We start from the raw sequence: 26,311 nt of genomic DNA, 5'->3' as shown, positions 1-26,311 counted from the left end.
GCTCTTACTTTTGGGCCACAAAGAACCAACGTGCACTAGTTTCTGTCGGTTCCTTATCCTCAAAATCGGCGTAAAGCTTGAAGGATTTGAGGCCAGCCTGCTCCAGCAAGATATCATAAGTCAAGACCTCATAGGTGCGTTCCTCATGCACCTCATCATGACGGCTAAAGCTTCCATCTTCCTCTTGGACAAAGAAAGTTAATTCATGGACAATAGAATGCGGAGCCGCATCCTCATAGGTATCCCAGAGCATAGCAAAGTCTTCTGCATTTTCATGGTAGGAATAGCCAGGGAAAACCTCATCCGTCTGATAGGTTGAGTGCACATCAAAGATAAAGACGCCATCTTCATTCAGTGCATTATAAACCTCTTTGAAGACATCCCCAACCTCTACTTCGTCCTGCATATAGCAGATAGAATCTGAGTAACAAGTCACAAAGTCGTACTTACCAGCTTGCGATAAATTCAACATGTTGCCTTCAATAAAGTCAATTTTCTGTTTGGCGGAAGCCGCACGCTTCTCCGCAATCTTCAACATATCAGCACTCAAATCGAGTCCAGTTACATCAAAACCAGCTTGAGAAAAACGTACAGATTGAATCCCAGTTCCACAAGCCAATTCAAGCAATTTCTTTTTATCCTTAGTCTTTGGCAAATGACGAAGCGAAAAATCCGTCCACAAATCGTAAAGACTATCATCCATAACAGCGTCGTAGACCGCCGCAAAAGTTTCATAAGTAGCCATAATGATGATACCAAGTCCGTCCGTAATCGGAATGAAAATTAGGGGGAGTGAGACAGAACGAGTTTTTTTTTAAAATCGTTCGTTGTCTCACCCCCGCAAGGCTGATTAGGTACTCTTCCGAGCTTAAAAAGCGAATGAAGAGTCCAATCAGCTACTGCGCCAAATAATAAATTTTAATATTGATTATTTGACATAGAACTATCTATTTTCCGACGATTACAGGACGGGTTCAAATCCTTTCTAAGATACAAAGAGCGTTAAAAGCAAAAAAATAGGAAACATTCTGTCATATCGCTAGATACAAAGGAAGTTTTTCTTTTTCTCACAGCTTTTAGCTCGTGTTCAGTTAACAAACCAACCAAACACAAGACTCTATCCTTCCTATTAAATCTTTAGTTTAAGCAACAAAACCCAGTTGTCGCCAACTGAGTCCAATTTCTTATGCCAAATAAGCTGACACATCCACCATTGGTGCTTCATGCCAGAGTTTTTCGAGGTTATAGTGTGCACGTTCATCTTCTGTAAAGATGTGAACAACAACATCGTTAAGATCCAAAAGAATCCAACCACCCTTGTTGTCACCTTCCATGTGACTAGCATCAAGGCCAGCTTCTTTCACTTTCTCACGGATGTTGTCGGCAATAGCTTCCAACTGACGGCTGTTCATTGCACTCAAAATAACAAAGTAATCTGTTAGACTTGTAAGGCCGTACAAATCAAGGGCAACAATGTCTTCAGCTCGCTTTTCATCAGCAGCTTTGACAACCAATTCAAGTAATTCTTCTTTCATTTAATCCTCTTTCATTAAAAAATCGTTTTGTAATCTAAGACATCTGCAAAACGTTCATCCCAAATGTTCTCGTAAAATTCATTAATCGTTTCTGCTGGAATGTCGTCTCCATCAAAGGTTGTAACAGTACCTTCGGGAACGACTAACTTGTAGCCATGTTCGAAAGCAACTTTAACGGATGTATCAACACAATACTCCGTCTGCATACCGCATAAGACTAGTTTCTCAATTCCTTGTTGATCCAAGTATTCCTTTAATCCAGTCTCTTTAAACATGCTATTGTATCGCTTCTGAAAAACCTTTTCATCAGACTGTCTCTTTAATAGTGGCGATAATTTCCAATCTTCCGAGGTTAGAGCCTCTTCCGTTTCAATATGCTGAATATAGATAATTTCAATCTGCTGTTTTCTAGCCTGATCTTGTAAATAAGAGATTTTCTCTAACAGCTTTTGTGTTTCAAAACCTGTTTCCACTAAGATATTTTGTACATCAATAATAATAAAAGCTGTTTTCACTTACTAATCCTCTTTTAAGTAATGCACAAAAGCATTATAGGTTTCCAAGGTTTGTGGGAAAATCGGCAAGGCCTGGTGGGCCAAGTGTTCTACCGTATGGACGGTTTCAAAAGCAACTGCCTTATCCAAGGATTGCTCAGCTACTTGTCTAGCTTCCTCTACCAAAGGGAAATTACGGTTATGCTCAATATAATCAGCCACATAGACAATCTTGTCTAGGGTCGACATGTCATGGCTTCCGACGGTATGGATTTCAATACTGCGTAGAATCTCAGAATCAGTTAAACCCAAATCTTCTTGAATTTTGTAAATCCCGACCATACCATGCCAGACATTATTTCCCCATTTTTTCAATTCAGGGTCGAGCTCATACTTATCGATTAGCTCTAAGAATTCCTGATCCGGAAGCTCCTTGGCATAATCATGAAGGAGGCCAGCCAAACCAGCTTTTTCAGTATCGTAACCATACTTTTCAGCAAGAGCAACAGCAGCTCGCTCAACACCCAAAACATGATTGAAGCGTTTAGGACTCATGACCGCTCGAACTTTTTCAAGGAGTTCTTCACGAGAATAGTCTAGATATTTTTCATAGGTCATTTATAGAGCCCCGCTTTCTTGATGTAGGCAAGTACAGACTGGGGCACCATAAAGTTAGGTGTACGATCCTTCTTAATGTAGGCTCTGACTATACTCGAACTAATATCCATAAGGGGCACATCCACCCAGATAACGGGATATGAGGTTCCAGCCTTATACTTAGGACGCTGAACACCAACAAATTGGACCATCTCAATTAGTTCATCAATACGATGCCATTTTGGTAGGTATTCGACCATATCCGCTCCAATAATAAAGTAATAATCCGTATCAGGATTGGCCTCTGTCAAAAGCTTCATGGTGTCATAAGTATAGCTGATTCCCTTACGTTCCAACTCGATGGTTTCGATGTCCAATCCTTCAATGCCGTTAATAGCCAACATAAGCATATTAAGGCGGTGTTTTTCATCAATAGTCTCTTTTTTATCGACATGAGGTGGCTCATATTCAGGCATGAGAAGAACTTCATCGAGACCTAACTGCTGACGCACCTGGTCCGCAACAACCAAGTGAGCATTGTGAACAGGGTTGAAATTTCCACCTAAAATTCCCACCTGCTTACGGCCAGTATCTTTGATTTCTTCTTCTAGTTGAACCTTTGTAAATGGGGTTACGAGATCCAGTGCCATGTACGCCTCCTCTTTTTCAAGCATTATACAACTGACTTAAGGCTAGCTGATGCTTCAAAAGTGTTCCTATACCTTAGTTTATCCTTCACCAAGCAAAGTCAGCAACTATTTTTGGATAGCTTTGACCTTTGGTGACAACTTACGATTTTCTTTTTTAGCTGACTCTTTATAGAGAATCAAGATACGTCCAATCTTAAGAACTGTATCACAGCCAATTTCTTCTTCCAAGATTTCAGCAACCTCATGAATATCTTCCATAGTGTTTTGGAGTAGGGTTACTTTGATCAATTCACGGGCATCAAGGGCGTTGCGAACGCTAGTTTTGATATGGTCGTTAAGACCGTTTTTCCCGATTTGTACAATAGGTTTAAGTGTGTGTGCTTCCGATTTGAGGAAGGCACGTTGTTTTGATGTTAATGACATGTTTATTCCTTTTAACTACTTAATTAAGTTTAAATAATCGCTTTTCGTACGGCAACGCCAACACCTTCTGGTGCCCAAGCAGCAACGATGGTTGGTTGGTCAGCTTTTCCTTGGACACGGATCCATCCTAATCCTGAGAAGACAATGTCTGTCTTATCTTTAACAGTAAATTCATGACGAACAAGTTTTGGAAAATCAGCCAATTCCTTTGGTCCAGGAGGCATGAGAAGACTTCCAACATGCTTATCATAGAAGGCATCTGCGCCTTCAAGTTTGGTACGATGTAGCTTCAAGTTATTATCAAAGAAGGCTGTAAAACCTTGCTTATTCCCATCAATAAAGTCAAAACGTCCAAGACCGCCTAGGAGTAAGCTTTGTCCTGCATTTAACTGGTAAGTTTTTGGCTTAATTTCCTTCTTAGGACTAACGTACTTGAGATCCTTCGCTGACAGATAGTGTGCCATCTGGTGTCGGTGAATAATTCCTGGTGTATCAAAAATATAGCTACCGTCATCCAATGGGATTTCAATCTTATCAAGGGTCGTTCCTGGAAAACGAGAGGTTGTAATAACATCTTTATCACCAGTAATTTCTTTGATGATGGCATTGATTAAGGTTGATTTACCAACATTCGTAACACCAACAACATAGACATCACGACCCTTACGGAGTTTTTCAATACGTTGAATCAACTCTTTAATGGCGTGGTGATTTTGGGCAGACGTCAACATGACATCCACGGGACGCATCCCTTCTTCGTGGGCACGTTCTGTCAACCATTGGGTTACCTTACCATCTTTTACTGATTTAGGTAGGATATCCTTTTTATTTCCAACCAAGAGCACATCATTACCCGAAACAAAGCGTGATAAGCCTGGTATGATTGATCCATTAAAATCAAAAATATCAACGACATTGACAACGAGGGCATCACTATCACCAACTTCATGAAGCAATTTTAAAAATTCATCATCTGTGATGTGGACATCCACAATCTCATTGTAATGACGAAGACGGAAACAGCGTTGGCAGTATAACTCACCTGTTTCTTCGGCCTTTTTAATAGAGCTAGCAGGTGTGAAACCTGCTTTTTCTTTATCTTCTGTTTGAATTTGGGCTCCACACCCAATACAAAATAATTCTTCCATTAAATTCCTTTGTTGAAGGTCATTGGACCATATGCTTTTTCAATCTTTTTCCACATGCGACGTTCACGCCAACGGTTAAACTTGGTTACCCAAGCATCTGATTTCACCAAAGGCTTGACCAAAATCGAGCGAATTCCAGCTCTGTGGCTAGCTCTGATGTCAGTCATTAGCTGGTCTCCCACCATAACGACCTCATCTCGATTAAAGTGGTAACGCTCAATCGCTTCATTAATGCCTTTAGTGAAAGGCTTCATGGCACGACTCACGAAATCCACATGGAAATTGGCAACCGCACGTTCAACACGTTCATATTTATTGTTAGAGACCACAACTACCGGAATATCAGCCTCTGTCATCTCATCCAACCAAGCACGTAGCTCAGGAGTCCCATCAGGGTTGTTCCAAGCAATCAAGGTATTGTCCAAATCGACCAAGACGGCACGAATACCGTGTTCACGTAGTTGGTCAGGTTTCAAATCATAAACAGCCTCCACCATAAAATGGGGCCTATAATCGTCTATAGTCATTTTCTCTCCAAAATGTTAGTTTACCTCTTATTCTACCATATTTTTAAGGTTTATGTGTGGGACTTAAGTCCTATTTTTTAAGAACATCCTTTACAGAACAATAAAGAAAAGAGCCACAATCACTCAGGCTCCATTCTTATCTTTGAATTTTTTCTTGTTTTTTAAGGGCAACTAAATTCTTAAGCGATATGATGATAACAGCAAGAACAATTAAAATCATCCCAACCACATCAATGGCAAAGAAGCGGTCCCCCATAATTAATACGGTCAAAATGACCGATGCTACGGGTTCTACCGAAGCCAAGAGACTCCCTTTGACAGCTCCAACCATGATCGTCCCCTTAAGGAAAACAGTGTAGGCAAAGACTGTCCCAATGAAGACCAAACCAAAAAGCGCTAAGAGATTTCCGCCAGTCAAAGGAAGCTTATACTTCCAGGCTTGGATAACAATCGGAAAGATTAAACCACCGAGCAACAGGCCTAAACCAATGACAATCAAACTACCCCATTTTTCAATAGCCTTAGCAGGCAGTAAGATATAAAGTGCATAGGTCACCGCCGAAAAGAGACCCCAGAACAAGCCCAGAGGTGTAATCGCCAGCTCCCTTATCTGACCATGCGTTGCGATGGTAAAGGTTCCCACAATAGCCATGATAATCGCCACTAGCTCTGCTGCTGTTGGGAACCTACGATATTTTGCACATACAAAAGCCAGGATGATAACTGGGGTGACATACTGCAAGACCGTCGCTGTCCCAGCATTAGTGTATTGAATAGCACTAAGATAGGCGTACTGATTTAGTACCAGACCAAAGAGAGCAAATAAGGCGATACTTACTAAGGTTTTTCTATCTTTAATAGCTTGTACTAATTTGTCTCGCTGCCTAAAAAAGACCGAAGCCGTTAGTAAAATACCAGACAGAAGCAAACGTAAACTCGTCAAAAGATTGACATTAACACCATGAGCCATTAGGTATTGACCAGAAACTCCTGAAAATCCCCAGGCAATTCCTGCAGTTATGACCATCAGACTACCTTTTAGCGTCTTTGACATAGTCGCCTCCCAAATCTATTTGTTTCTGTTATTGTAACACAAAAAGGTCGAAACAAAACGGTTTCGACCTTTATCTATTCATTCGACATTTATAAACTTATTCTGGTTGAACCAAGATTTTAATTTGAGATTTATCTTGGGTTAATTCAACAAAACCTTCTTCAACGATATTCTCCAATTTAATTTTCTTAGTAACCAATTTATCAGCAGGGAAGTAGCCTTGTTCCATCAATTCCAAAACTTTAGGGAAGATGTGACGGTAGGCAATAATTCCTTTGAGAGATTTTTCTTGGATGGCGAATTCATTTGGATTGATGCTGGCTTCACGTTCCCAGATAGATACGACCATACATTCCCCAGCTTTATGAACAGCTGCAAGGGCTTGGCCTAAAACAACCGGAACCCCAGTAACTTCGTAAGAAACATCTGCTCCACCTCCTGTCAAACGATGGATAGCCTCTACGACTGTTTCCCCTTCTTCTGGGCGAACAACAATTGCTCCCAATTCTTCTGCTTTCGCTTGACGTTCAGGAGACAATTCAACCGCATAGATTTTTGATGCGCCTGCTGCACGAAGGGCTTCAACGATCAAAAGACCAATTGGACCCAAGCCAAAGATAACAGCTGTATCCCCAGCTTTCAAAGCAGATTGACGGACTGCATACACAGCTACAGCAGCAGGTTCTGTAAGAGCAGCTTGTTCATAGCTCAAGCTATCTGGAATCACATGGACAAGATCACCATCAAGGACACAGTATTTCGCAAAACCACCATCTGCAGCGAGGCCGACGAAGTTCAAGTTTGGATCAAGGTTATAATCACCAATCAAGTTGTGCTCTGCAAGAATTGGTTCGATGGTTACACGATCGCCAACTTTGACACGAGTCACATCACTTCCGACTTCTACAATCTCACCAGAGAATTCATGTCCCAAAGTAACCGGTGCTTTTTGACCAGAATACACATGTTCTTCTGTTGGAATGAAGATTGGTCCATCCAAATATTCATGCAAATCTGTACCACAGATTCCTGTGAACTTGACTGCCACTTTTACTTGATGAGGCTGTACTTCAGGTACTTCCACTTCTTCGATACGAACGTCTTTCGCTGCATGCCAGCGAGCTGCTTTCATAGTAGCCATATGATGATCTCCTTGTTTTCACAATTTTTGGTTTTCTTTTCAGGAAACATTATACATCAAATTGTAAACGTTTTCTTTTTACTTGTCAAGGAAAAACTGGACAAAAGAGATTAGGGAAGCACCCCATAAGATACTTCCCTAATCTCAACTTGATTTGTGTTATTTCTTTTTGATTCGAGACACCTCTAGCCACCAACCGACAATCCAGCCAAGGACTAAAAGATAATTTTCAAGAGCTCCTATGGCGTTGACTGAGTGATGATATTGAAGATAGCTAAGGAAATGATTGGTCCCAATCCCGAGGCCTCCAATAATCAAAGCTATCAGTACAGCTCTCAAATAAAACCAATCGTATTTGAGATTAACGGAAATCAGGATGACAAGGACTGCCACATTCCAGATACCAATCTCCCTCTGCCAGCCAACTGAAATACCGTACCCCGAATGACTTCCCATATAAGTTGGGAAGAACAGCTGAAAAATAATAGCACCAGTCATGGCGAGAATGACGAGGATAAATAGGACTCTTAAGAATTTGTTCATGGGGTTGCTCCTAAACTCTTTTTTTAATGTTCCCAACTAGTCTAACACAAATATTGCAGATAAAAAACCAACCTTTCGGCTGGTTCTTTATCTATTATTCTTCTTTCAACTTCGCCAATTCTTGGGCAAGTAACTTGAGGGCTACTTGTGGGTTGGCTTGACCTTTGGTTGCTTTCATGAGGAAGCCTGTGAAGGCCTTGTCAGCGTTACGTTTACCTGACTTGAAGTCGGCTACGGCTACTTCATTGTCTGCAAAGACTTGGTGGATGATTGGGATCAAGACTTCAGGGTCTGAAATCTGTACCAATCCAGCTTTTTCGACGTATTCACGCGCACCTCCACCGTTTTTCGCCAAATGAACGAAGACTTTCTTAGCAATCTTAGAAGAGATGGTTCCATCTTCGATGATGGCAATCATTTCTACCAAGTTTTCTGGTGTCAACTTGATTTCTTCAAGCGTTTTACCTTCTGCGTTCAAGAATTGAGCGACTTCACCTTGGAGCCAGTTAGACACTTGTTTAGCGTCTCCGCCAAGGGCTACGGCTGCTTCAAAGAAGTCAGATGTGACCTTAGTAGCTGTCAATTGGTTGGCATCATAGTCAGACAAGCCAAGCTCTGCCACATAGCGAGCACGGCGGTCTTTTGGAAACTCAGGCAATGATGTACGCATTTCCTCAATCCAGTCATCTGAGATTTCAAATAATGGTAGGTCTGGTTCTGGGAAGTAACGGTAATCCGCTGCCCCTTCTTTGACACGCATAAGGATAGTGCTCTTGTTGGCCTCATCATAACGGCGTGTTTCTTGACGAATGACACCACCTGAACGCAAAATTTTTGCTTGACGCTCCACTTCGTATTCAAGACCTTTACGCACGTTTGAGAAAGAGTTCAAGTTCTTCAACTCCGTCTTGGTACCAAATTCCTCTTGACCGTAGGGGCGAAGGGAAATGTTGGCATCGACCCGCATCGATCCTTCTTCCATCTTGACGTCAGAAATACCTGTGTATTGGATGACTTCTTTCAAAGCTGTCAAATAAGCATAGGCTTCTTCCGGAGAACGCATATCTGCTTCAGATACAATCTCGATCAATGGAACCCCTTGACGGTTGAGGTCTACATAAGAGAAACCGTCTGTTCCGTGGGTGTTCTTACCGGCATCTTCTTCCAAGTGGGCACGTTCAATCCCGATTTTCTTAGTTGAGCCATCTTCCAATTGCACTTCAATCCAACCGTTGTAACCGATTGGTTCGTCAAATTGCGAAATCTGGTAGGCCTTTGGATTATCAGGGTAGAAATAGTTCTTACGGTCAAAGTGCATGTGCTGATGAATATCCATATTCAGGGCCAAAGCAGCCTTGATACCAGCGTCCACAACACCCTTGTTCAAGACAGGAAGCACCCCTGGGAAAGACCAGTCAATCACATTGGTATTGGCATTTTGCTCGTTCCCAAAATGAGCAGAGGTTGGTGAGAAAATTTTTGAGTTTGTATTCAATTCAACGTGGACTTCAAGTCCGATGACTGTTTCAAAGTTCATTAATTGTCACCTCCGAAAATAAGGGGTTGTTGCTTGTGATAGTCCGTTGTTGCTTCAAAAGCAGCTGCAGCTTGGTAGATGGTTTCTTCCGAATACTTAGGACCAATCAACTGCAAACCAACTGGAAGTCCTTGCGCAAAACCAGCAGGAATCGAAATCCCTGGAAGACCTGCCAAGTTAACTGGAATGGTCAACAAGTCCGCCAAGTACATGGCAACCGGATCATGGTTAAGCGAATCCAAATCAAAGGCCACGCTTGGAGCTGTTGGACCAAGGATGAGGTCGTAATCCGCAAAGACTTTTTCAAAATCTTGGATAATAAGACTACGGACTTGACCAGCTTTCTTGTAGTAAGCATCGTAGTAACCAGATGACAAACTAAAGGTTCCAAGCATGATACGGCGTTTGACTTCATCACCAAAGCCTTGGCTACGAGTGTTCACATAGATGTCATCCAAATTCTTGGCATCTTCCGCACGGAAACCATAACGAATACCATCGAAACGTTGCAAGTTTGATGAAGCTTCAGATGAAGCAATGATGTAATAAACGGCAACCCCGTATTTAGAATGAGGCAGGCTGACTTCTTCGACAGTTGCTCCCAATTTCTCAAAGTGCTTCGCCGCATTAAGGATAGTTTCTTTGACTTCTGGGTCAATTCCTTCACCGAGGTATTCCTTAGGAAGGGCAATCTTCATGCCCTTGATGTCTTGACCAATCTTAGAAGTAAAATCGGCTACGCGTACTGGCGCTGAAGTTGAATCTTTGGCATCTTCACTGGCAATGACATTGAGCAATTGGGCATTTTCCTTAACGGTTTGTGAGAAGGTACCAATTTGGTCAAGTGAGCTACCAAAGGCAATAAGACCGAAACGTGAAACAGTTCCATAAGTTGGTTTGAGACCAACAATCCCGTTGAAGGCAGCTGGTTGGCGGATAGAACCACCGGTATCAGAACCAAGAGACAAACGAACTTGCCCTGAAGCGACAGAAGCTGCTGAACCACTAGAAGATCCACCAGGCACCTTGCTGTGGTCCCAAGCATTTTTAGTCGCCCCATAGTAAGATGTTTCACCAGATCCACCCATAGCAAATTCATCCATGTTGGTCTTACCGATGACAATCATATCTTTGGCTTTTGCATTGGCAACAGCTGTCGCATCAAAGATAGGCTCGTAGTTGTAGAGCATTTTTGATGCCGCAGTCGTCAAGATACCATCTGTTGAGATATTGTCTTTGACAGCGAGTGGAATCCCTGACAGGAGGTTATCTTTATCGATTCCTTTTTCGTCAATAGCCTTAGCTTGGGCAAGTGCTGCTTCTTCAGCCACCGTCACAAAGGCATTGACTGCTTCTTCACGCGCCTTGATATCCTCAAGTGTCGCTTGGGTCAATTCGGTTGCTGAAATTTCCTTAGAGACAAGGAGGTCGTGTAACTCTTCAATGGTTTTATGGTTGAATGACATTAGGCATCTCCTCCATCTTCTAGGATAGCTGGTACCTTAATGTAATAGCTATCTTTTTCAGGTACATTTTTAAACAAGCGGTCACGGTCTGTCCCTTTTTCAGCAACATCCGGACGCAATACGGTCTTACGATCAGCCATAGTCGTTGTTGGGGCCACACCGGTTGTGTCCACTTCTTCCAACAATTCCACCATGTCGACAATTTTAGACAAGGTTGTCGCAAACTCAGCTGTCTCTTCTGGAGAGAATTTCAATTTTGAAAGATTGGCAACGTGGGTTACCTCTTCTTGCGTAATTTTCATCTTGCTTCCTTTCGTGAAATGATGATTTTTCAATACGTTCTATTTTACCATAATTAGGCCTATTTTGCTTGGAGGATAAAAAAACTGTAGTAACTTTTTTGTCACTACAGTTTACAGAGATAGAGCTTTTTCAAAACACTTATCGTATGGCTATCAAGAGCTTTCTCCAAGCCTCTAGGATTTCTGGTTTCAAATACTGTTTTGCCAGGTCATATGAGACTTGGTGCATAGACTCAAGATCACTTTCTAAGGCAAATACAATTTTGTCTGCCATCTGAGAAACAAGTAGGTTCTCATCCATAGTTTCGCTATAAGGAACCAGAAAGCCGTTTTTACCATCTTTGATGAAGGTTGGATTGCCATAACGGGCGTCAAAACCAACCAAGGCTAGACCTGCTCCCACAGCTTCCATCAGAGTCAAGCCAAAGGTCTCCCACTGAGAGGTGGTGACATAAAGTTCATACTGTGGGTAAACTTCACGTAAATCCGCATGACCCCGAAGTTGGATGAAGTCACCTGCCCCAAGAGCATCAATCAGATCTTGTAGATTCTCTTGCTCGCCACCTTTGCCATAGATGTCATTAGTCGAGAACTCACACCCTATTCTACAGAGGCACCGTTACTTGCGATAACTTCTTTGTACCAGTTAAATGATTTCTTCTTAGAGCGTTTAAGACTACCATTACCATCGTTATCTCGGTCCACATAGATGAAGCCATAACGTTTCTTCATTTCACCAGTTCCAGCAGAAACAAGGTCGATACAGCCCCAGGTTGTGTAGCCCCAAAGCTCTACACCATCTTCATTAATAGCATCACGCATAGCCTTGATGTGGGCTGCCAAGTAGTCGATACGATAATCGTCTTCAACATAGCCATTTTCATCTGGCGTATCCACAGCACCAAGCCCATTTTCAACGATAAACATCGGTTTTTGGTAACGATCCCAAATAGCATTGAGGGTAATACGAAGGCCTAGTGGGTCAATTTGCCAGCCCCACTCTGAAGCTTCCAAATAGGGATTTTTAATAGAGGCAAAGATATTTCCAGCAGTCTCTTCATTAACTTCTGGATCACCTGAAGCCACACGACTTGCATAGTAAGAGAAGGAAATAAAATCAACAGTATGCTCTTTAAGAAGGGCCAAATCTTCTTCCGTCATCTCAAGCTCAATGCCATCACGTTCCCACTGTTTCTTAGCATAATTTGGATACTCTCCACGAGCTTGAACATCAGTAAAGAAATAGCTACTACGGTCTTCTTGAATAGCTGCCCAGTAGTCACGTGGATGGGCTGTATTTGGATAATATTGACCTGCTGCCAACATACAACCGACCTTATTTTCAGGGTCAATCTCATGAGCCAATTTCGTCACCATAGCTGAGGCTACCAACTCATGGTGAGCAGCCTGATATTTAACCTGCTCCTCATTCTCACCCTCTTCAAAGCAGAGTCCTGCTCCCATAAATGGGGCATGAAGAATCATGTTGATTTCATTGAAAGTGAGCCAGTACTTAACCAAACCTTTAAAGCGTGTGAAAAGGGTACGGCAAAGATTTTCATAGAAGCCAAGCATCTTACGATTACGCCATCCTCCATACTCGGTAATCAAGTGCATTGGACAATCAAAGTGTGTGATCGTCACCAAAGGTTCAATGCCATGCTTGTGACATTCCTTGAAGAGGTCCTCGTAAAAGGCAAGCCCAGCTTCATTTGGCTCAGCCTCATCACCCTTAGGAAAAATACGTGACCAAGCAATAGAAAGACGATAAGTCTTAAAGCCCATTTCACCAAAGAGAGCAATATCTTCCTTGTAACGGTGGTACATATCGATACTTTCCTTGGCCGGATAAAAATAACCATCCTCAAAATCAAACATCTTGCGACGTCCAGTGATAATCGAAAGGCGATCCTCACCAATTGGCACCACATCAACATTGGCTAAACCACGCCCATCAGCATCATAGGCACCTTCACATTGGTTAGCTGCTGTCGCACCACCCCACAAAAATCCGTCAGGAAAAGTTAATTTTTTAGTCATTATTCTACCTCCTATATCTTTCGACTTAATATGGTAATAGTATACAATAGCCTGTAATCGTTTTCTTATAGTAAACTACGGAAAACTGATACTATCCTATGATTTTAGACAAAAAAATTGAGAGTAGGGCAGATTCCCACATTCGATAAGAGCTGACTCCCAAACCACTCCTCATTATTACAATTATCAAAAAAAGAGTAAGAACTAACTCTTACTCCACAATTGTTGCTCCAAGAACATTTTTAAAATGTCCAATAGCAAAGTCATGAGCTTCAGGCGTCAAGGAGGCTGTTGCACTCTCTACCACCTCGATATCATAGCCCAAATTATAAGCATCAATAGCCGTATGTAACACACAAATATCTGTTAAAACTCCCGTCAAAACAACTGTCGTCACACGACGCTCACGTAAACGAATATCTAAATCCGTTCCCGAAAAGGCTGAATAGTGTCGCTTGTCCATCCAAAAGACACGATGGTCGTCCTTGATGGTATCATATACACTAGCTAACTTACCATAAAGTTCTCGCCCAGATGTCCCTGCAATGTTGTGAGGTGGAAAGAGTTTAGTCTCAGGATGGAAGGTATCTCCTTCATCATGTCGATCCATGGCAACAAAAATATAATCCCCATTGTCATAGGCTTCTTGAGTTACCTGAGCAATACGATCTTCAATGGCTTGGGCAGGCTTACCAGCCGTCAACTTCCCATCATCTGCCACAAAATCATAAGAGTAATCAATTGATATCAATGCCTTTGTCATGCTACTTTCTCCTTTTAAAAAAGTGGGGCAGGTCCTCCTACCTCACTCTCTTTCAGTATTCTTCTTATTCGTATTCTTTCAATTTGTCGTAGATACCTTCGTTAAGGACTTTAAGATAAGTCCCTTTCATACCGAGTGAACGGCTCTCAATAATACCAGCTGATTCCAACTTACGAAGGGCATTAACGATAACTGAACGCGTAATTCCGATACGGTCAGCAATAACAGATGCTGTCAAGCGACCTTCCAAACCGTCCAACTCGTTCAAGATAGCTGAAACTGCCTTGATTTCTGAGTAAGACAAGGTATTAATAGCCATGTTAATAGCTGTTTGTTTACGAATCGTTTCTTCCAAGTTCTCTGTTTGAAGGTTTAACAACTGCAACCCAACTACCGTAGAGGCAATCTCAACCAAGATAAGATCTTCATCCACAAAATCATGGTCGTTACGCCAAATGATGAAAGAACCAAGACGCATACCACCACCATAGATAGGGGCAATTGTAGTCAAACCATCTGGGAAGTCATCTTTTGATTCCACAGGGAAAATGGTCAAGTCACTGTCAATACCAATGTTTTCTTGAGTGTCATAAACACGGCTGATTCCACGTGTGTATTCTTCTGGAAGTTGTTTAGCTTCAAAAAACTCTTCTACACGATCATTGTTGGTTTTGTACTTCATGGCAAAACCAAGGAGAGCACCACCACCATTAACGATAGCAGCGTTACAATCAATGATATCCGCCAATTGAGCAGCCATGTTGTTGTATGGAAGGTCTCCTTCCAAGCTGTCTACTGAGCGTTGCAAGATAGATGTAATTTTACGTGTTTTAGCCAGCAAATTTGCCATATTTATTGTCTTCACTTTCTATTGTAATCATAATAATATCAAGCCTTGTACTAATCTTCTGCGTCAAGACCTACTAGCCCTACTATTATAGCACACTTAACCCAGAAATTGCAAACAATTGTCTGAAAATTATTTATTATTTTACTATTCATTATATTATGTATATTATGGCATTTTTAGGAAAAACGTTCGGATTTTACTCAAATACATCCCCTTTTTAGAGACAATAAAAACTGGACAAGCCTTTTTGTCCAGTTTTTTAAGAAATTAACGCTTGTAATATGACAAGACTCGTTCGATTTTGTTACCGAGATCAGCCAACTCTTCAACACGAGGAAGGTAGACAATACGGAAGTGATCTGGTTCATTCCAGTTAAAGCCTTTACCTGGAACTAGGAGAACCTTCTCCTTCTTCAAGAGACGAAGACAGAATTCTTCATCATCTTCAATATCATACATGTTACGGTCAATCTTAGGGAAGATGTAAAGCCCTGCATCTGGCTTAACAGCTGATAGTCCTGGAATAGCGTTTACGGTATTCGTGATAAACTCACGTTGTTCATAGATACGACCACCAGGAATCAAGAGTTCATCCACGGATTGGTAGCCACCAAGTGAAGTCTGAATAACGTGCTGAGAGAGCACGTTGGCACAGAGACGCATGTTGGCCAACATATTAAGCCCTTCAATATAGCCTTTGACATTCTTTTTAGGTCCAGAGAGAACCATCCAACCTACACGGAAACCACAGATACGGTGAGACTTAGAAAGACCATTCATAGACACACAGAAAACATCTGGTGCAAGGCTCGCAATCGCAGTATGCTTTTTACCATCCATAACCAAGCGGTCATAAATCTCATCCGCAAAGATAATCAAATCATTTTGTCGAGCAATATCCACAATCTGTTCAAGGACATCCTTAGGATAGAGTGAACCTGTAGGATTATTAGGATTGATGACTACAATTGCCTTAGTATTTGACGTAATTTTTGATTTGATATCATCAATATCTGGATACCAGTTAGATTTTTCATCACAAACATAGTGTACGGCATTACCGCCTGCTAGACTGACACAAGCTGTCCAAAGAGGATAGTCTGGCATTGGGACCAAGACCTCATCTCCATCATCAAGCAAGGCCTGCATAGACATGGAAATCATTTCTGAGACACCATTACCAATATAAATATCATCAATATCTACATTTGGGAATCCCTTTAGCTGGCAATACTGCATAATCGCCTTACGAGCTGAGAAAATCCCCTTACTATCCGAATACCCTTCACTGTTACGAACATTCATAATTAAATCACGAATGACTTCATCCGGTGCTGTAAAGCCAAATTCCGCAGGATTTCCTGTATTAAGACGAAGAATCTTTTCACCATTGGCAATCATACGGTTGGCTTCATCCAAAACTGGTCCACGAATATCATAGGCAACGTGATCCAACTTTGATGATTTATCAAATGTTTTCATAAGTTAATCCTTTCAAAAGATACTAAAAGTAGATACATCTAGCAGAAAATAAGAAAATTCAACACCTGATGGGGATTTCCACTTTTATTGACACCAACTTTAGGCTTGGCCATTTGGTATCATTTCTGAAGACTTGTCTTCCTCTTTTTTAATTATCATGTTTCTTACGAAGCTAATAACAGATTGTATTATACCTCTTTTTCAAGCAATCTTCAATTTTTAGATAATACTGAAATCTTCACATTACTAAGAGCGTCCTAAAGTAAGCAGTCAAAAAAAGATTTCAGAAAATCTATAACAACGCTTTCATTTTTTAGATTAAAGGAGTATAATAAAGCTAAAGATAGGAGGTAGAGCTTATGTCTCAACAATATGAACGTATTATGGTAGCTGTCGACGGTTCTTACGAATCAGAACTGGCCTTTATTAAAGGTGTGCACGTTGCAAAACGTAATAATGCTCAGTTACTATTGGTACACGTTATCGATACACGCGCCCTTCAAAGCGTTGCGACTTTCGACTCTTACATCTATGAAAAACTAGAAGACGAAGCTAAAGCTGTTTTGGCTGACTTTGAACGCCAAGCCAGAGAAGCTGGTTTAACCAAGATTCGCAAAGTTATTGAGTTCGGTAATCCTAAGAGCCTCTTGGCTGTTGATATCCCTGATAAGGAAAATGTTGACCTTATTATGGTTGGTGCCACAGGTCTCAATACTTTTGAACGCTTGCTTATTGGTTCATCTTCTGAATACATTCTCCGTCACGCAAAAGTTGACTTGCTCATTGTTCGTGACTCTGAAAAAACACTTTAGTCACCTCTCACAAGCACCTCTGGTGCTTTTCTCATATGAAAAAGAACCGAGATCTTAATCTCAGTTCTTTTTTCTGTTCTATTTTTCTGACTTTGCTGATTCAGACATTACTTCTGACTCTGAAGTTGACTGGCTTTCTTCGGCCAAGTCTTCACTAGCAGATTGACTTGAGGCACCTGCTTGCTCCAAAGCAAGGCTAGTTGAAAGGCTCTCACGTTCTGCTTCCTGACTAAGGCTAGCTTCAACAATCATGAGTTCCTTTTGACGTTCTGTTTCACGAAGATATTCACGTTCTTCAAGTTCTTCCTGACGACGTCTTTCCTGCTCACGTCTTTGGGCTTTTTGACGCTCACGCTTAGCATGACGTTTTTGCGTTTCATCAATCAAGACCTTAGTGTTGTCTTTAATATGCATCCACTTAATAAGACGAACCAAGAGTCTCCATAGGAAGACAATAATTGACTCTGCAAAGAGAAGAATCTCAACCAGAATAACTCCCAACAAGCTCCAAGCCATGAAGAGTGTAATCAATAACTGTGTGAAAATCTTCTTCAAGTCACCCAAATGATTATTGTGAATATTAAGGGTCTCAAGGAAAAGATCTAAAATCCCCTGCAAGAGGTGTGATTTAACAGATTTGTCTCCCTCTAGGCTCAAGTCCGTTTGGACTTCTGCCGGAGTAACAACTGTCAAGTCCCCATCCTGATAGACATCTATACGGTCTCCTAATTTTATATCAAAATCAAAAAGCGTGCGATCTATTTTCTTAAGTCGCCCGTCAGGATGACTGAGATAAACAAAGTCATCATCAAATTTTAAAATACGAAACATAATTTACCTACTCTTTATTGCTCCCTAAATAATAGCAAAGTTAAAAAGCTCTTGTCAAGAGCTTCTTTTTCAATCCAAGGTTTTAACACCGATACGATTTTTATACTCTTGATACGTTTCAGTGTGCATGAGAGCTTTGGCATTTTTAACCCGATCTGCCGTTGGTGGTTTGACCCCTTCCAAAGGATATGGAATACCGAGCTCACGCCATTTGAACTCACCCATTGTATGATAGGGAAGAATTTCAAATTTATCGACATTTTTCAAGGTTTTTACAAACTCACCAAGCTTAACCAAGTGTTCGTCAAAGTCTGTCAAACCAGGTACCAAAACATGGCGAATCCAGACTGGAACTTGTTTATCAGACAGATATTGAGCAAATTCCAAAATATTTTTATTAGGTTGACGGGTCACAAACTTGTGTTGTTCAGGATCAATCTCTTTGATGTCAAGTAGGACCAAGTCAGTAACAGCCAAAAGTTTGTCAACAACTTCATGATACTCAGGAGTATTGCGGTAAGCAAACCCACAAGTATCAAGCGTACAATGAATCCCTAGCTTCTTAGCCTCTGTAAAGAGGGCAGTGACAAAATCAATCTGAAGCATGGCCTCACCACCTGATACAGTGATACCACCATGCTCACCCCAGAAATGACGGAAACGAAGAGCCTCATCTAAGACATCTTCAACTGTACGTTCAACAGCCTTATTTGACTCCATAGCCCAAGTATCTGGGTTATGACAATATTGGCAACGCATCTTACAGCCTTGCATGAAAACAATAAAACGGATACCAGGACCATCTACGGATCCAAAACTTTCGGTTGAATGAACAAGTCCAGTCACCTGACTGTAATCAATTTCTGCCATGGCAGCCTCCTTGAAAACGCTTTTTACATGTTTTTATTATACCTCTTTTATCAGAAACATGCTCCATATCTGCCTGAATTCAGGCAAAGGTTATACTATAATACATCTGAAATTAAGGAATATCTATACTATACCAGAAGAAAAACAAAAAAACTGGAAAAATCCAGTCTTTTATCATCTATATTACTAGGCACGTTTCTTAAGCCCCAAAAAGGCTGCAGCAGCAAGGAAGAATGTTCCTACCATTGTCAAGATTACTGTTGATGCTTCACCAGTCTTAGGAAGTGTAACTTCCTTACCTTTAGCATCTTTACCAGTCAATGTACCGTCAGCGTTCACTTTGAATCCTACTGTTTCAGGAGCAACAACACTTGTTGTACCATCAGTGTTAGCGATAACAATTTGGCTATTTTGTGTAGACACAATTGTTTGGCCAGCTGCAGTGATAACTGGAGCTGTCGGTGTTACAGTAACAACAGGTTGTCCATTAACATTCACTGCTGGAGTTTCAGGGTTTTGAGGTGCTTCGCTTGTCCCTTTATCAGTTGCTGAAGCTGGGTCTTCCGGCTTATCGGCTGGTTTCTCAGTTGGTTTATCAGCTGGTTTTGTAGATGAATCAGCTGTTGGAGCCGGTGTCGCAGGTGTTTCTGGAGTTGCTGGTGTTGTTGGTTCAGCTGGTACTTCAGGAACTGTAGGTGTTGGTGTTGTTGGCGTTGCCGCACCTGTGTTTGAATCATTGCTACGAGCCAAGTCTCCATCACTTGGGGCTGTTGAAGGACCAGTTACTGCACGATCTGTCGTTGGTTGTGTAAGAACAGCATCATTTGTCGCAATACCATCGTCCGCAAAAGAAGTTACTGGTACAAAAGCTCCTAGGGTAAGGGTGAGTAAAAGCAAGCCACTATATATAGATTTTTTAGAAGCCATTAAGATTCTCCTTTTTTCATTTATCAGTTAATTTATATTCTACCATAAAAAAGTAATAAAAGACTGTTTTAATTAAAATCTTATTTATTTTTATTCTAAATCTATCAATACACTAAAATATGTTAGAACATCTCCAAAATTATAGTTCTTTTTCTGACAAAGTCTGGCAGTTTTGATAGGTGAAAGAGGCTTTATGACGTACTTTATAGGCATTTTCTAATCTTATTATTTTGATAAGCTGATATTCCAAGATAGATAAGAAAAAGCACTTTCACTCATAATGAGAGAAAGTGCCTAATTAGTAAATAGTCGCTTTTAAGTTCCAATATTTTCTAATAAAAACATGTAGAAAACTATTCTTCTGCCTCTTCTGGAGCTGCCGTGATGATTACCTTAAGTTTGGTTACACGACCATCCTTAACCTTATCATTGATAAATTCGAGGTGTTTGTCCTTGTTGATAACTGAATAGTGTTCCTTGACTTCTTGAGTTGGAATGGCTCCCACACCTGTCAAATAATAACCTGCAATAGTATCAACATCATCACTCTCAAGTTCTGTATCAAAATGTTCATTGAAGTCGTTAAGAGTCATAGCTCCCTCGACAATATAGGTATTCTCACCAATTTCACGAACTTCCACACTAGATTTATCTGTTTCGTCGTCAATCTCACCAACGATTTCTTCCAAAAGGTCCTCGAAGGTAACAAGACCAGCAACGCCACCGTATTCATCAAGCAAGATAGCCATCTGATTATTGGTGTTACGAAAGGCTGCCAAGAGATCATCTACGAAGATAGTCTCAGGAACAAAGAGTGGTTCATTCATGATTCGACGAAGTTTGATATTTTCGAAACCAAGTTCGAAACCTGCTTTAAGAAGGTTTTTGGTATGAATGACACCGATGATCTTATCCTTGTCATCTTCGTAAACAGGAATACGAGAGAAACTTTCCTTGAGAATAGCTTGGATATTTTCTTGAGTATTGTCTTCAATATCAATCATGAAGGCATCTGTACGAGGGACCATAACCTCACGCGCCATCAATTCATCAAGAGAGAATACCCCTTGGAGCATTTCAATTTCTTCAGCCTCAAGTGTATCCTCACTCTTGGTCAACATGTACTCAATCTCATCACGTGTCATCTGCTCATCTGCATCATCAAAGGTCATAGGTGTCAAACGAGACAAAAGATTGGTTGAGGCCGAAAGAATCCAAACAAAGGGACTGACAATCTTACCTGTAACAATAATGACAGGTGCCGAGTAGATGGCTAGATTTTCCTTGAGATTCATAGCGATACGTTTTGGATAAAGTTCCCCAAAAACGATAGAGATATAGGTCAAGACAACCAAAGAAATCATGCTACCCGCTGTCTTAGCCCAAGCCGCATGACCAAACCAAGTCGCTATCACTGCACCTAGTGACGCAGAGAGACTGGCCCCCTGTAAGAGGCTAATAAAGGTAATACCAACCTGGATAGTTGATAGGAAGTTGTTTGGATTTTCAAGAACCTTGAGTAGGCGAATAAATTTCTTATCGCCTTCTTCTGCCTTTTGCTCTACACGTGAGCGGTTAAGTGATACGAGAGCCATCTCAGATGCTGAGAAAAAGGCTGTAAGCAAGGTTAAAATTAGTAGTAAAATAGATTGAAATAATAAGGACTGACCACTAGAGTCTTCCATTTTTTCTTCTCCTCTAAAAAAAAATTCTGACTTTTATTATACCATAATTTCCCAATAAAGATGTCTATTTTATGCTATAATTAGAGTAATTTATCATCAAAGGAGAGACTTATGTCACTTATACGATTAGAAAATGTCAGTTTAGCCCGTCAAGGAAAAACACTCTTGTCTGACCTTAACTGGACAGTTGAAAAAGGACAAACCTGGGCTATCCTGGGACTTAACGGTGCTGGAAAATCAACCCTCTTACGTTTGTTGACAGCTGAATTTTTCCCTTCTGAAGGGAAGGCTGAGATACTAGGCTACACCTTTGGTAATGGAGACATCACGGGTCTTCGTCAACACATCGGTATCGTCAGTTCCTTTATCACTGAGCGTCTGCCTCAACATATGACTGCTGAAAAAATCGTCCTTACGGGTAAGTACAAAAGTTCAATCCTCTACAAAGCCTATGGAGACAAAGAGCTACAAGAAGCCAAGGATATGCTGACTTCACTTGGTGCTGGAGATTTGATTGGTCGTAAATACCGTGGGCTCTCTCAGGGAGAAAAGCAAATCTGTTTGATTGCTCGTAGTCTGATGGAAGATCCCGATATCATTATCCTTGACGAAGCAACTGTTGGCTTGGACCTCTTTGCCCGCGAAAAGCTCTTACGTCAGATTGACCGTATCACCTCACTTCCACATGCTCCACTGGTTCTTTACGTCACCCACCACGCTGAAGAAATCACTGAAAAGATGGACCACATTCTCCTACTCCGTCAAGGAAAAATTGTGGCACAAGGACCAAAAAATGATATCATCACACCGGAAGTTTTAGCTGACTTCTACCAAAATCCTGTTCAAATTATTCCAATTGATGACCATCGTTTTTACATTAACCCCCTTCTATAAAAATCGCTCAAAGAAACAAGTCTCCTAGACATTATCTGGGGGACTTGTTTTTTTATCACTACTCCTCTTTTATTTTCGATACACCATACAAAATTAAGGCTGGAACGATAAGTTGTTCTATAGAACCATATGAAACAATGAATAGCCCAGCAACTACATATAGACGGTTTTTGTTAGCGATGCTTATAGCTCTTGGAAGCATCATAGTAGGAATTATGATTAATGGAGTCATAAGAATGAGTTGTATAAACTAATCAAGACCTGCTAAGGGATTAGGGTCGTTTATAGGATAGTAAAAGACAGAAGTTAAATTAACAACTAAATCCCTAAGCGCTAAAATAAAAGCGGTCCAAAGCCAAATTGAATCAGGGGCTAGATTTGATTGCTTTTGATTATTTGTATAATCATGATTTTTATGTTCTGGGCTCTCCGCATAATTATAAATCTTACGCTTTTCAACGACTGGTTTAGTCTTTTTCTCAACCAGCAGGTCTTTCTCCTTCAACTCAAGTCCATACTTCTTCTGCCATTTTTCAACTAGTGTTAAAGTGTTGCCGTTTACACGATAGGCAAGATAGAACGATACTGCTAGCAGAAACAGAGTGACATCAGTAATGATATGGTCAACCAAGAAGCCATAAATCAGCTCAAGTAAACTAATGGCTATGAGAAGGATTGAAGAGATTCTTAATTTCTTTTGGTTTATTTCAGTCATTAATGTAAGAAACAAAAATATACTTGTACACTCTAGTACAGGATACAGTATGTAAAAAATACCACTAATATCTTTTATAGTAATCTTTAGGTAATGTGTAGCCCATACCACCGCAATCATTCCTAGACCAATGAGGGGAACAGAGGACTGCCAAGCTGACGGGCTTTTAAAGGAGGCTAAAAGCGTTGGGAGTTCTGTCTTCTTAATCATAATAACAAGCCAAATTAGGCAAATAACAGTTAAAACTGGTGAAACCAACCAGGGCTTAAAAATGGAAGCTGGTATTATGAAATAGGTAACTAGCTGACAAACATGGAAGGCAAGCACAGCTAAGATGCCCTCAACTTTCCGCTTGTCCTTCATAAGCCTAAAAACAAACCAGACTAAAAAGAGTTGCTGTGGAAATTGAGAACTTAGTAAGGATACAGAATTGAGCGTTTCATACTCAAAATGCAAACCATAAGACCTAAGCATAGAAAGAGCCAATAATACTTCAAAAAAGATAAGTATATAAAAATGAATTTTTCTAGACATACAACCACCCCGCCTTTCATTTAATCTTAGAGAAAACATCTTTCAACACCATTATACTCTTTTTTGTATAAGCGTTTTATTTATATGGTAAAATATTTTCCCTTTTCTTTACTTGATCATAAGACGCTCTTTTTTGGCCGAATAGAGCCTAGAATTAACCACATAGACATATGATATTGTCTGCGAGGTAGCCTTTTGATAACTTAGTAGGTGTTAAAGTAAAAAAACTTTCAAACAAAGAAAACGAGGTAGAAACATGACTAAAGTAATAGGTTTTGGATTAATCGCTACAGCAATAACAGTTATCACTTACAGTATTCTCGGCTTCCCCAAAATGGAGGTGTCGCTTTGGCCACTATTTCCTGTTGTTCTATTTGCCTTCTTTGCAATAGAAAATCTTATCAAAAAAGACTATAAATCTAGCCTCATGAGTACTTTGATTGGTTTAATGATTGCTAATGCAATCTATGACATACTCCCTATCTCAAATGGTATTCTGATTGTAGCAGGAATCCTAACATGCCTAGGACTAGGCTTTCTTTTTCCAAACCATGAGACGGAAAAAAAGAGACATTAAAAAAAGCCAAGGAAATTTGGCTTTTTTGTGTTATAAATTCTTTGCTTAAGCTCGACCTCGAGCAAGATTAATCATATCATAGGTTAAAGTATTGCTAGTTTCTTTAAGAGAGTAATCCTCCAAAGTATTGACTTCCTTACGAAGCTGCTTGGCATAACGGCTAGAGATCAGTTCGGCCTGCTCATACTCGTTAATAACCTTGCGTTCCAAATAATAACCACGCAACATTTCATCGATATTGTCTGGATTGAGGTGGGTGATAACCCGCTCTACAAAGGCACCTGATTGGATGATTTCAGCTTCCTGAAGACGACTACGTTTCATATAAGACAAGAGGTCTGAGTGGTAGACACCTTCCAAGTTACTTAAGGCTTCCAAAATTTGCTCCGTATTTGTCAAATATACCTCAGCTATATGGTCACGATTCTCCTCTGTCAAACGAGTAACACGCAGAATTTCATCATGATCAAGGCTAAACCTAAAGGTTAAAACCAAGTGTAAGAGTCGACGAAGGCCACGCACAAAGACAACGAAGGCATAAGAAAGACTAGAAACAAAGCCACGGTTGATACGACGCTCCAACCCCTTGATATAACGTTGATAAAGGTTATATTCGAGTTCAGAAATCTTGCCCTTCTTGTAGGCATATTCCAGACCTTCACTCTCGATTTCCATAATCATGACACGGATATTAGCCAACTCTTCTTTGACATTATTGGATTCCTGCTCCAAGATTAGATTTTTCAAGCGTTGGTTATAATTGTCAATAGTCGCATAGATAGCCCCTTGATGTTTAGACTGCTTGAGGTCCTTCTCTAGCTCTCCAACCACATCATTGAGAATGGCAATCTGCATATAATGGTTGGTCGTGTGAGCTGGTCCAGTGGCTAACTTAGGTAGGACTAAGATACCAGTTAAGAAACTCAATAAGGTTACACCCGCTACTGTAAAGAGCAAAAGACTATGTTCCAGAGCAGTCATATTGGCAACCGGAAGCAAAAGAATGGTTGCAATCGAAACTGTTCCTTTGACACCAGAAAAGGTTAAAAGAGTAGCACTCTTCCAGATTTTCTTCAATGGTCGTTTAGTCCGCCAAGATCTTTGGGCAAAAACTGCACTAATCATAACAAAGCGAATGCCAAACATAGTCGCTGTTAAGAGGACGATAGCAAGAAGCATCCAGAGATTATCGTAGGTACTACTACGTAGCACTGGAGCTGCCAAGCTCGGCAGTTCCGTACCCAAGAGGAAAAAGACCATGCCATTAAGCATAAAGGTAATGGTTCCCCAAATCGTATGGGAAACATTATCCAGCTTGGCATCAAAAACGGTGATTTTTTTGAAACGACTGGCAAGCGAGATCCCTGCTACTACCACAGCAATAATTCCAGAAGCATGAATTTCCTCAGCGACAAAGTAAGAAGAAATCGGTAATACTAACTCTAGTAAGAGGGCACCTGTAACATCTGCAGCATCCATATTGTCCAAAATGGTCAAAAAGAGGCGATTAAATAAGGCTGTAATCAAGCCAACTAAAAAACCACCAAGCACAGAAACAAGCAAATTCCAGCTCGCACCAAGTAGGGAGAAGGCACCTGTTGTCAATGCAGTCACCGCCACCTGAAAGGCGACCAAGCCAGATGCGTCGTTCAGAAGACCTTCACCCTGCAAAATATAGCTAATCCACTTTGGAAAACTGAAACGTTTAGAAATAGCTGAATAGGCTACTAAATCCGTTGGCCCAAGGGCGGCACCAATGGCTAGACAGGCAGATAAGGGTACCGAAGCAGGCAAGACGGCCTTAGCAAGATAACCTATTCCCAAGGTAGACACAAAGATAACTGGAAAAATCAAAAATAGAATAAGTTTCCAGTTACGCAGAATACTAGTGATGTCACTTTCTTCACCCTCCCG

28 protein-coding genes are annotated in these 26,311 nt (G+C 40.8%); 3 read left to right on the top strand and 25 right to left on the bottom strand.

The features are described from left to right. Window positions 1-4: 4 nt before the first annotated feature. From O3670_RS00140 to O3670_RS00050, 19 genes are all read right to left on the bottom strand, one after another. On the bottom strand, window positions 5-745 hold the full coding sequence (locus O3670_RS00140) for a class I SAM-dependent DNA methyltransferase (RefSeq protein WP_371595659.1): 741 nt from the start codon (window positions 743-745) through the stop codon (window positions 5-7). Window positions 746-1,184: 439 nt separating this feature from the next. Beyond that, window positions 1,185-1,535, bottom strand: a complete 351-nt coding sequence (rsfS, locus tag O3670_RS00135) for a ribosome silencing factor (RefSeq protein ID WP_002891669.1) — start codon at window positions 1,533-1,535, stop codon at window positions 1,185-1,187. Window positions 1,536-1,549: 14 nt separating this feature from the next. Then, window positions 1,550-2,050: a cysteine hydrolase family protein gene (locus O3670_RS00130; protein ID WP_004183286.1), complete on the bottom strand. Its 501-nt coding sequence runs from the start codon at window positions 2,048-2,050 to the stop codon at window positions 1,550-1,552. A gap of 3 nt (window positions 2,051-2,053) precedes the next feature. Next, complete coding sequence (gene yqeK / locus O3670_RS00125) at window positions 2,054-2,647, bottom strand: bis(5'-nucleosyl)-tetraphosphatase (symmetrical) YqeK (RefSeq protein WP_073689584.1); 594 nt, start codon at window positions 2,645-2,647, stop codon at window positions 2,054-2,056. Further along, window positions 2,644-3,276, bottom strand: a complete 633-nt coding sequence (locus tag O3670_RS00120; protein ID WP_073689585.1) for a nicotinate-nucleotide adenylyltransferase — start codon at window positions 3,274-3,276, stop codon at window positions 2,644-2,646. Before O3670_RS00120 ends, yqeK begins: the two co-directional genes overlap by 4 nt. Before the next feature lie 105 nt (window positions 3,277-3,381). Beyond that, the gene (gene yhbY / locus O3670_RS00115; protein WP_002884193.1) at window positions 3,382-3,699 is read right to left on the bottom strand and encodes a ribosome assembly RNA-binding protein YhbY; all 318 of its coding nucleotides are present in this window, start codon (window positions 3,697-3,699) and stop codon (window positions 3,382-3,384) included. A 29-nt stretch (window positions 3,700-3,728) separates the two neighbouring features. Further along, entirely contained in the window at window positions 3,729-4,847 is a 1,119-nt protein-coding gene (yqeH, locus tag O3670_RS00110) for a ribosome biogenesis GTPase YqeH (protein ID WP_175057754.1), read from the bottom strand. Next, window positions 4,847-5,374 carry a YqeG family HAD IIIA-type phosphatase gene (locus O3670_RS00105; RefSeq protein ID WP_002891674.1) on the bottom strand — a complete coding sequence of 176 codons (528 nt, stop codon included), beginning with the start codon at window positions 5,372-5,374 and terminating at the stop codon, window positions 4,847-4,849. Before O3670_RS00105 ends, yqeH begins: the two co-directional genes overlap by 1 nt. Window positions 5,375-5,510: 136 nt before the next feature. Next, on the bottom strand, window positions 5,511-6,428 hold the full coding sequence (locus O3670_RS00100; RefSeq protein WP_155213405.1) for a DMT family transporter: 918 nt from the start codon (window positions 6,426-6,428) through the stop codon (window positions 5,511-5,513). 97 nt (window positions 6,429-6,525) lie between these two features. Further along, window positions 6,526-7,569 (bottom strand): 2,3-butanediol dehydrogenase, encoded by a 1,044-nt coding sequence (locus O3670_RS00095; protein WP_002891676.1) that lies wholly within the window; start codon window positions 7,567-7,569, stop codon window positions 6,526-6,528. A 159-nt stretch (window positions 7,570-7,728) separates the two neighbouring features. Beyond that, the gene (locus O3670_RS00090) at window positions 7,729-8,112 is read right to left on the bottom strand and encodes a hypothetical protein (RefSeq protein ID WP_371595658.1); all 384 of its coding nucleotides are present in this window, start codon (window positions 8,110-8,112) and stop codon (window positions 7,729-7,731) included. Window positions 8,113-8,206: 94 nt separating this feature from the next. After that, window positions 8,207-9,649, bottom strand: a complete 1,443-nt coding sequence (gatB, locus tag O3670_RS00085; protein ID WP_201041646.1) for an Asp-tRNA(Asn)/Glu-tRNA(Gln) amidotransferase subunit GatB — start codon at window positions 9,647-9,649, stop codon at window positions 8,207-8,209. After that, window positions 9,649-11,115: an Asp-tRNA(Asn)/Glu-tRNA(Gln) amidotransferase subunit GatA gene (gene gatA, locus O3670_RS00080; RefSeq protein ID WP_183137314.1), complete on the bottom strand. Its 1,467-nt coding sequence runs from the start codon at window positions 11,113-11,115 to the stop codon at window positions 9,649-9,651. The genes gatB and gatA overlap by 1 nt, the downstream gene beginning before the upstream one ends. Continuing rightward, entirely contained in the window at window positions 11,115-11,417 is a 303-nt protein-coding gene (gatC, locus tag O3670_RS00075; protein WP_183137315.1) for an Asp-tRNA(Asn)/Glu-tRNA(Gln) amidotransferase subunit GatC, read from the bottom strand. Before gatC ends, gatA begins: the two co-directional genes overlap by 1 nt. 139 nt (window positions 11,418-11,556) lie before the next feature. Continuing rightward, window positions 11,557-11,994: a glycosyltransferase gene (locus O3670_RS00070; RefSeq protein ID WP_524539403.1), complete on the bottom strand. Its 438-nt coding sequence runs from the start codon at window positions 11,992-11,994 to the stop codon at window positions 11,557-11,559. Between the two features lie 23 nt (window positions 11,995-12,017). Beyond that, the gene (locus O3670_RS00065) at window positions 12,018-13,457 is read right to left on the bottom strand and encodes a 6-phospho-beta-glucosidase (protein ID WP_049546025.1); all 1,440 of its coding nucleotides are present in this window, start codon (window positions 13,455-13,457) and stop codon (window positions 12,018-12,020) included. 211 nt (window positions 13,458-13,668) lie between these two features. Further along, window positions 13,669-14,220, bottom strand: a complete 552-nt coding sequence (locus O3670_RS00060; RefSeq protein WP_049546024.1) for a cysteine hydrolase family protein — start codon at window positions 14,218-14,220, stop codon at window positions 13,669-13,671. 64 nt (window positions 14,221-14,284) lie between these two features. After that, entirely contained in the window at window positions 14,285-15,070 is a 786-nt protein-coding gene (gene codY, locus O3670_RS00055; protein ID WP_002884784.1) for a GTP-sensing pleiotropic transcriptional regulator CodY, read from the bottom strand. A gap of 267 nt (window positions 15,071-15,337) precedes the next feature. Next, window positions 15,338-16,552 (bottom strand): pyridoxal phosphate-dependent aminotransferase, encoded by a 1,215-nt coding sequence (locus tag O3670_RS00050; protein WP_002884715.1) that lies wholly within the window; start codon window positions 16,550-16,552, stop codon window positions 15,338-15,340. Window positions 16,553-16,911: 359 nt separating this feature from the next. On the opposite strand from O3670_RS00050, the gene O3670_RS00045 reads away from it, so the two are divergent. Next, window positions 16,912-17,364 (top strand): universal stress protein, encoded by a 453-nt coding sequence (locus O3670_RS00045; protein ID WP_002884397.1) that lies wholly within the window; start codon window positions 16,912-16,914, stop codon window positions 17,362-17,364. Between the two features lie 78 nt (window positions 17,365-17,442). Here O3670_RS00045 and O3670_RS00040 read toward each other — a convergent pair whose 3' ends face one another. The 4 genes from O3670_RS00040 to O3670_RS00025 all read right to left on the bottom strand — a co-directional run bounded on the left by O3670_RS00040 (window position 17,443) and on the right by O3670_RS00025 (window position 21,677). Then, window positions 17,443-18,195, bottom strand: coding sequence for a hypothetical protein (locus O3670_RS00040; RefSeq protein ID WP_014634961.1), 753 nt, complete (start codon window positions 18,193-18,195; stop codon window positions 17,443-17,445). 69 nt (window positions 18,196-18,264) lie between these two features. After that, window positions 18,265-19,065 carry a pyruvate formate-lyase-activating protein gene (gene pflA / locus O3670_RS00035; protein ID WP_021143691.1) on the bottom strand — a complete coding sequence of 267 codons (801 nt, stop codon included), beginning with the start codon at window positions 19,063-19,065 and terminating at the stop codon, window positions 18,265-18,267. Between the two features lie 186 nt (window positions 19,066-19,251). Beyond that, window positions 19,252-19,992 carry an LPXTG cell wall anchor domain-containing protein gene (locus O3670_RS00030; RefSeq protein ID WP_201041647.1) on the bottom strand — a complete coding sequence of 247 codons (741 nt, stop codon included), beginning with the start codon at window positions 19,990-19,992 and terminating at the stop codon, window positions 19,252-19,254. Between the two features lie 353 nt (window positions 19,993-20,345). Next, window positions 20,346-21,677, bottom strand: coding sequence for a hemolysin family protein (locus O3670_RS00025; protein ID WP_014632682.1), 1,332 nt, complete (start codon window positions 21,675-21,677; stop codon window positions 20,346-20,348). A gap of 111 nt (window positions 21,678-21,788) precedes the next feature. On the opposite strand from O3670_RS00025, the gene O3670_RS00020 reads away from it, so the two are divergent. Further along, window positions 21,789-22,571 (top strand): ABC transporter ATP-binding protein, encoded by a 783-nt coding sequence (locus tag O3670_RS00020; RefSeq protein WP_002884789.1) that lies wholly within the window; start codon window positions 21,789-21,791, stop codon window positions 22,569-22,571. Window positions 22,572-22,821: 250 nt separating this feature from the next. Here O3670_RS00020 and O3670_RS00015 read toward each other — a convergent pair whose 3' ends face one another. Beyond that, entirely contained in the window at window positions 22,822-23,820 is a 999-nt protein-coding gene (locus O3670_RS00015) for a hypothetical protein (RefSeq protein ID WP_232313535.1), read from the bottom strand. A gap of 256 nt (window positions 23,821-24,076) precedes the next feature. Between O3670_RS00015 and O3670_RS00010 the strand changes: the two genes are divergently transcribed. Continuing rightward, window positions 24,077-24,397, top strand: a complete 321-nt coding sequence (locus O3670_RS00010; protein WP_038676678.1) for a hypothetical protein — start codon at window positions 24,077-24,079, stop codon at window positions 24,395-24,397. Between the two features lie 45 nt (window positions 24,398-24,442). Here O3670_RS00010 and O3670_RS00005 read toward each other — a convergent pair. Further along, window positions 24,443-26,311: cation:proton antiporter (locus tag O3670_RS00005; protein WP_371595657.1), on the bottom strand; the 1,869-nt coding region annotated here is incomplete at its 5' end.

It is taken from the genome of Streptococcus sp. 27098_8_74, assembly GCF_041431705.1.
GTDB classification, from domain to species: Bacteria; Bacillota; Bacilli; order Lactobacillales; family Streptococcaceae; genus Streptococcus; species Streptococcus salivarius_E.
This window is presented reverse-complemented; position numbering and strand designations above follow the sequence as displayed.